The following is a 7430-nucleotide window of genomic DNA, read 5'->3' as shown; positions in this document are numbered from 1 at the left end:
CCCGCACTCCGCTAATTTACGCCGCGACCTGTGCCAAATGTTCTGACGACGGACATCAGGCGAAACCATCCATCACCTATGCCGCTCCAAAAGTCCGGCTTGCCACCGGCATCCAGGAATGTCTGGCGTCGATCCTGATAATCCGAGAGCAGCTGGAGCACGTCGTGACCGGCATCGTTCTTGTCTGTCCTTATGGATTGACCGAGCTGATGTCCGCATAGCACCAAAAAGATCTGGTCGTGCTTGCTGATCAGCTTGTCCCACACTTCCTGGGGGCTGTTGTCTCCCGGATCGAGGGAGTTGGCATCGAGAAGCGGATTAGGCCTGCGCTCGGCCCGATTATTCATATAATCGTGGGTCGCGATGATCGTTGGGAGGCCAGGATGATCCCGGATCACCTGCGCTGCCCACTCCAGACTGGCGTCCGGTGCGTCAAACTGTAGCCCGATGTGAAGAAAGCGCAAACCGCCGGCCGTGAAGATCTGCGCGCTGTCGGCACCGCCGTCATGCGAAGCGACGTACCAGGGCTTGCCCTTAAAAAAATCGGAGTCATTTCCGAACACTGATCGGAAGTTGTCCAATCCGCCGACATGCAGTTGTCCGAGCGTCTTGAAATCGCTCAATGTTGCATTTGCCGAAGGCGGCTGCCGAGCGTCGGTCCACATGGCGTCATAATCATGGTTGCCCGGCACAACGGAGAAGGGAACGAGCCCCGCCAGCAGCTTATAGCCTTCCCGGGCCATCGGCATTTCCTCGCTGATCACGCGATTCGACGGCGATAGATGATGATCGAGCAAAGGGTTTGGAACACGCCGGAACCCCCGCTTCTCATGCTCGGGATCGATCGGCTTGGATTGATGCTGCCATATGTCGCCCAAGGCAGTGACGAACGCGATGTCGCCACCCTTGGCTTCGACATTGTCGGCTACGTAGCGCATCTGATCCATGAACATCTTGGCGGCATCGAACGGAAAACCGTCTTTCGCCTGATGCGTGAAATCGAGATAATTCTGCGTATCGGGTATGACCGCGATCGTGAACGCAGTATCGCCCTTTTTCGCCTGATCGCGCGCCTGGACGCCGGAAGCGATCGCGAGGGCAGCCGACCCAAGCATGCCGAGAACAAATCGGCGGTTCGTTTGAGACCAGAACATTACGGCCCTTTCCTATCTGTTCTTGCGCGGAGCCCGCGTGGCGCGGCTCCCTTGGACCTCAGATTACCACTCGAAGCCAAGCCTGACCCCGTACGTGCGCGGTTCGCCGCGAAGCCGCGATGCGGTGGCCAAACTGGGAATTAAATAGGTGGCCGTATACGAGCGGTCGGTAAGATTGCGGACCCAGGCGGCTACTGACCAAGAATCCTTTCGCCGCAACTCAAGCTGCGCATTGGCAAGGAAATATCCCTGAACCTGGAGATAGTTGTCTATTTCGCTGTAATGGTCGGTGATGTAGCGACCAGACACATAGGGCACGAGTTCGAGATCGTTGCTCAGCGGAATTGAATATCTGATCGTTCCGGACAGGGTCGCCGGAGGCGCAAAAGGCAGCTTATTGCCGAGCCGTCGCGCTGCTTCAGCAGGTGAATCCGAGATAATCCTGGTGATCTTGCTGCTAAGGAATGCGCCGCTGAGCTGCATCTCGAGCCGGTCGACTGGCCGAACGGTAGCTGTCAGTTCGGCACCATATATTCGAGCCTTTCCGACATTCACACGCACAGCATTTGCGAGGCCATTCGATATGCGGACCGAGTTCGCCTGTAATCCACTATAATCATAATAGAAGGCAGATGCTTCAACCTGCACAATGCCGCCGCGAGGCAAGAACTTCACACCCCCCTCATATGCCCAGACCTTTTCGTCCCCAAAGGGATTGGCTTCCACATCGTTCATCGACGTCGAACCATCGAAACCGCCGGCCTTGAAGCCCCGACCGAACGACAGGTAGATATTCGTTGAGCTGTTGGGTTGATAGCTGAGGGTGGCACGGCCCGAGACGTTCGATCCCGAATAATCCTTGGCGAACGTCAGCGGTAATGAGGGGAAGGCGTTGGCGGTTACCCCGTACGGATTGAGATCGACAGTCGTTCCATCGAAGTCGCTTGACTCCTTGGTGTAGCGTATGCCGACACCGACCTTCCACTTGTCACCTAGATGGTAAGTGCCGTCGGCGAACGCTGCCCATCCTTCCCGTGATTGCCGATAGTCGCTCCCGACGAGAGTCCGAAGCGAGTCCGAGAAGTCCAAAGTGCTGATCAGTTTGATCTTGTCCCTGAAGCCCGATGCGCCGATGGTCCAGTCAAGGGTGTCCGAGTTTCGATTTTGCATACGGACCTCGAGCGACTTTTGGTTCAGCCTGTCACGGTAGAGGAAATCCGCTGCGCCTCGAAGAGGGCTGGCATCGATCTGAGAAGCGAAGCTCTGCTTCATATATTCGTAGCCAGCGATTCCGGTCAGAAAAATGTCGTCACTCAAATCCTGCTGCAGCGTGAGTGAGCCGCCATAGCTGCTCTTCCGAAGGTAGGGGTCGAAACTGACATCGAACGTGTACGGACGATTGGCGGGGAAGGCTCCAATAGCGAAAATCCGCTCAAACTGCGCTGCTCCACCGCGCTCGCGAAAGCCATGCAGGTTTGCCGTGATCGCCGTTCCCTGATCGCTATCGTACGCCAGTACGGCCCGGCCTGCGAAAAAGCGCGAGCGCGCGGCCTTGTCGTTTACACCTGGGTCGGGATTGCCAGGAATTGCCGGGTTGAGGCGGAAGCCAGCCGCAGTGCCCGATCCGAGGTTGGTGTAGTAGCCATCTGAGCGGTCGTAGACTCCGGACACTCGCACACCCACAGTGTCACTCAGCGGCCCACCCAGGCCAGCTTCGACGCGGAAGGACTTGAATCGCCCATATTCAGCGCTGATGTTACCTTCGAACCGATCGCCCGGCTTGCGTGATATGATGTTGACTGCGCCGGCCGTCGTGTTGCGACCATACAAAGTTCCTTGCGGCCCCTTCAGTACTTCGACCCGCTCCACATCGAAGATTTGGCCTCCGACAAGCGCGGACGAACTCTGATAGACACCGTCCACATGAACTGCGGCGGACGGGTTTCCATTCGGTCGGAAATCGTCATTGCCGATGCCGCGGATCGTGAATGTCTGCATCGTTCGACCGCCTTGAGCGACGGGTGATACGATCACGCCTGGCGTCAATTGCGAGACATCCACCAGATCCTTTGCGCCGCTGTCGCGGAGCAGCGCGGGCGTGACCACGGACACCGCCGAAGGAACATCGAGGAGCCTTTGGGCACGTTTTTGGGCCGTGACGATGATCTCGCCGCCTACTTCGTCATCCGCAGCCACAGCGCCTGCTACCGCACCTTGCACAGCGGGAGCACTAGCTTGCGCCCAGGCGGGTGCGCACCAAAAAGCTGTAGAGAGGCTGCTCGAAGCGATCAGTCCCAAGACGGTCTTTGACATGGTCTTCTCTCCCCTAACGAAACTGGCCTTCTTCATGGCAGGCTTCCTCATCGGCTCTGTTGCAAACATGGGGCACGGCCGCGCGGCGTCACCCAGTTGGGGGATTAGGCAGCATTGGCGAAATGCTTATTGAGCATAATCATGGTTTCGGTCAGGGCCGAGGGTCCAATTCCGAATGCTCTTTCAACCAGGCGCACCTCCCCCATGATACCTGGCTGCAGGCACCATGCCTGGGCCTGTCCTTTGCGTAGGGCGCGCATGACCTCGAAGCCCTTGATCGTGGCGTAGGCCGTTGGCATCGACTTGAAGCCACGTACCGGCTTGATCAGCATCTTCAGCTTGCCGTGGTCGGCCTCGAGCACGTTGTTCAGATATTTCACCTGCCGGTGCTCGGTTTCCGCCGCCAGTTTGCCTTCGCGTTTCAGCTCAGCGATTGCTGCGCCGTAGCTGGGTGCCTTGTCGGTATTGAGTTTGGCCGGCTTTTCCCAGTCCTTCAGGCCACGAAGAGCTTTGCCCAGAAAGCGCTTCGCCGCTTTGGCGCTGCGTGTCGATGACAGATAGAAATCAATCGTGTCGCCCCGTTTGTCGACCGCCCGGTACAGGTAGGTCCATTTGCCCCGCACCTTTACGTAGGTCTCATCCAGACGCCAGCTCGGATCAAAGCCGCGCCGCCAGAACCAGCGGAGACGCTTCTCCATCTCCGGCGCGTAGCGCTGCACCCAGCGATAGATCGTCGTATGATCGACATCGATCCCACGCTCGGACAGCATTTCCTCGAGATCACGGTAGCTGATGCCGTATCGACAATACCAGCGCACCGCCCATAGGATGACCTCGCCGGTAAAATGCCGTCCTTTGAAATCGTTCATCGCAACTGACCTTGACAGTACATGAGCCCAATCTTGGAAACCGTGTCAGAGTTTGCAACAGAGCCGCGGAACTTGTGCTGCGATGAGCTGGCCATGAAATCAGTCCTTGGAACATGTATGTCAGAAGAGGGCGAGCGACATCGGCCACCGCCCGGATCGGGGGTGGATCTCGCGTCGCTCAGGACAATGAGGGGCCTAGTCGGAGACGACAGGCCGTTGCGGCATACGCCGGGACCCCGCCCATCGATGGATGTGTGAATACTTCATAGGACCCCCTGCCCGAATCGAACGGCTGTACAGGTAGGTGTATCGTGTGAATCTTCTATGACAGCCGGAGAAACGCTCGTGGGTATCCTGTGCGGATGCGCCGTCGGCGAAGCGATATGCGCGATGCCGTCCTGCTCAGGGAGCAAACTTGGCAACGGTGTGGTGAGGCTCTATCTAGATTGGGAAAGCCAGCCGAATTCGGGCGGAGCTTAATTCGAACGGCTGTACAGAAGGGTGTCAGGTTTGAGTCGCTTGCGATATATGTCCGATGAAGCCTCGCCCCAGGCAGAGCGGATGAGTGAGGCCGCGTATGACCTTGCCGAAGAGAGCGGTCTGGCAGCGCTCAGCGCACGAAGTCTGGCGCGAAAGACAGGAATGAGCCCGTCGGCAATCAATTACCACATCGGCAATCGCGAGCGGCTCATCGCGCAGATCGCGTTCAAGGCTATCGCGGTATCTAGCCGCTGGCGGCAGTCGCAGGCCGCTTTACAGGAAGAGGGTGCCCCGAGGTGGGCCGAGCTTGATCACGTGTTCACGTCGCTGTTGCAGGATCGGTTGAGCACCGGCCGTATGGTGATGGCACTTTTGCAGGAACTGGAGAACGAGGCCGTCGCCAGCGGTCAGACCGCTATCGAAGAGGCGCTGCGCGAGGAAATGTTCGCTGAAACGGCGTTCTGGCGCGATCTGGCAATCCGCCATGGCGAAAGCGTGGATGCGTGTAGCGCGACATCGTCGGTGACTGGTCAGCGACATTGATGGTGATGTGTCAGCGGTGACGTTGGGGATAGTGTCACACGAGGTTGGCCTGGATCAAGAGGCGTTGTCGCGCAGCGATGTCGCTGGCATGGTTTCGATGTCGCTGGGCGATGTCGCTGGATCAGGAGCACTGTCGCGGAGCGATGTCGCTGAGGCCAGGGCGGATCGCCTGCGATAGCTCTCGACGTTCATTTCCAGGATAGTGGCGTGGTGAACGAGCCTGTCGATGGCAGCGACAGTCATTGCCTTATCCAAAAAAATGGAATCCCAACCGCTGAATGGTTGGTTGGCGGTGATCATGATGGAGCGCCTTTCGTATCTGGCAGAGATGAGTTCGAACAGGACGCTGGTCTCTGCCTGGTCCTTGCGGACGTAGGACAGGTCATCGAGGATGAGCAGGTCGAAGCGGTCGAGCCTGGCGATCTCCTGGGTCAAGGTCAGGGACTGACGTGCGGCCTGCAAACGCTGGACGAGATCGGTGGTTCGGGTGAAGAAGACCCGGTATCCGCGCGCGACGAGCTCGTTGCCGATGGCGGCTGCGGCGTGGCTCTTGCCGGCACCGGGCGGACCAAATGCCAGAAGATTGTGGCCCGCCTTGAGCCAGGCATCTCCTTGGGTCAGAGCCATGACCTGGGCCTTGCTCAAGGTGGGAACGAGGCTGAAGTCGAAGGCATCCAGGGTCTTGCCGGGAGGCAGCCGTGCTTCTGTAAGATGGCGCTGGATCCGGCGTTGTTCGCGTTCGGCGAGTTCCAGTTCGGCCAAGGCTGCCAGCAGGCGCGAAGCCGGCCACCCCTCCTTGTCCGCTCGTGAACAGAAGTCCGGCCAGAGACGGGCAATGGTGGGCAGACGCAGCGTGCCAAGCAACATGGGCAGCTGGGCGGTGTCGACAGTGATGCTCATGCGGCCATCTCCCTGGCGGTGAGCAGATCGTCGTATGTGTCAGGCTGGGGAATATCGACGACCACATCGGCCGGCTCTTTGCCGGGGCGTTGGAAGCGCTCCTGCAGATCCCTCAGATCGGGTAAACCCTGGCCATCGAGTATGCCGGTCAGGGTCGCGGCGAGCTCAGCCTCGCAGGCCTGGTCATGCGCAAGCCACAGCAGCCCCACCATGCTGCGGCATGCGGCGGCTTTGGGAAGCGCACCCTCCAGAGCATCCCAGCAGCGGCGATATTCGCTGCGAGGGAAGAGCTTGTCGCGATAGACAAGGTTTGCCAGCGCGTGGGGCTTGGTACGCAGGCTGTGGATCACGTGCCGATAATTGACTACGTGGTCATGACCGCCCCGTCCGCGATCGGGCGCCCTCCCGCGTGGCAGGGTCTCGATGGGCTGCCCGGCCAGATAAAGGTCGATCCGGTCATCGAAGATCCTGGCTCGCAGGCTATGGCCGATGAGCCGGGAAGGCACGGTGTAGAAGACCTTGCGCAGCACGAAGCCGCCCGATGAGGTGACGAGCACCGTAGCTTCATCATAATCGCAGCTGCGGCGTGAAGGTAACGGGCGCAGGTGCTCAGCTTCGATGCGCAAGGCATCGCGCCGCCGGGCATTGTGGCGGCCCACGATCTGGGCGAGGAACGTGCGCCAGTCCTCGATGGAGGCGAAGTCACGTGTCCCGCGCAACTGGAGTGCCTGATCGAGCCGATCCTTAAGGTGACCATGACGGCTTTCTATGGACCCATTCTCATGGGCGACCCCGCGATTGTTGCGGGTGGGCTCCATCTGGTAATCGGCGCACAGGGCGGCATAGCGGGTCCGCAGATCTTCCTGGGCATCTTGCTCCAGGTTGGCGAACGCCGCGGAGAGGCTATCGGTGCGATGCTCGTGCGGCACGCCGCCAAGCTGCCACAGCGCATTCTGAAGGCCGCAGGCCAGCGCCGTGAAGCTTTCTCCTCCCAGCACGACCTCGGCATGCTCCCACCCGGAATAGACCAGCGCGAAGTGATAGATCAGGTGCGGGCTCGGATTGCCGGAGATGGTGACCTTCAGATCGCGGGCGTCAAAGAAATCCGACATGCCCGTTTCGACAGCCGACCAGTCGTGCGAACGGCAGCTCCGCGACCTGGCCGGCTTTG

The 7430-nt window shown here is 59.4% G+C and carries 6 protein-coding genes; 1 reads left to right on the top strand and 5 read right to left on the bottom strand.

All coding sequences use genetic code 11. From position 1 onward, the window contains the following. Nucleotides 1-11 precede the first annotated feature (11 nt). The 3 genes from AX724_RS11380 to AX724_RS11370 form a co-directional block, all read right to left on the bottom strand. Entirely contained in the window at nucleotides 12-1154 is a 1143-nt protein-coding gene (locus AX724_RS11380; RefSeq protein WP_066766362.1) for a metallophosphoesterase, read from the bottom strand. A gap of 63 nt (nucleotides 1155-1217) precedes the next feature. Beyond that, nucleotides 1218-3503, bottom strand: coding sequence for a TonB-dependent receptor (locus AX724_RS11375; RefSeq protein WP_197421551.1), 2286 nt, complete (start codon nucleotides 3501-3503; stop codon nucleotides 1218-1220). A 68-nt stretch (nucleotides 3504-3571) separates the two neighbouring features. Beyond that, nucleotides 3572-4336 (bottom strand): IS6 family transposase, encoded by a 765-nt coding sequence (locus AX724_RS11370; protein ID WP_006949122.1) that lies wholly within the window; start codon nucleotides 4334-4336, stop codon nucleotides 3572-3574. Between the two features lie 528 nt (nucleotides 4337-4864). Here AX724_RS11370 and AX724_RS11365 point away from each other — a divergent pair. Further along, the gene (locus tag AX724_RS11365) at nucleotides 4865-5359 is read left to right on the top strand and encodes a TetR family transcriptional regulator (RefSeq protein ID WP_006949668.1); all 495 of its coding nucleotides are present in this window, start codon (nucleotides 4865-4867) and stop codon (nucleotides 5357-5359) included. 54 nt (nucleotides 5360-5413) lie between these two features. Here AX724_RS11365 and istB read toward each other — a convergent pair whose 3' ends face one another. Further along, entirely contained in the window at nucleotides 5414-6259 is an 846-nt protein-coding gene (gene istB, locus AX724_RS11360; RefSeq protein ID WP_006949666.1) for an IS21-like element helper ATPase IstB, read from the bottom strand. Continuing rightward, nucleotides 6256-7430, bottom strand: a 1175-nt coding sequence (locus tag AX724_RS11355; RefSeq protein WP_066766354.1) for an IS21 family transposase, incomplete at its 5' end; no start/stop codon positions are given. The genes istB and AX724_RS11355, both read right to left, overlap by 4 nt.

Source organism: Sphingobium sp. CCH11-B1 (genome assembly GCF_001556865.1).
Lineage (GTDB): Bacteria > Pseudomonadota > Alphaproteobacteria > Sphingomonadales > Sphingomonadaceae > Sphingobium.
This window is presented reverse-complemented; position numbering and strand designations above follow the sequence as displayed.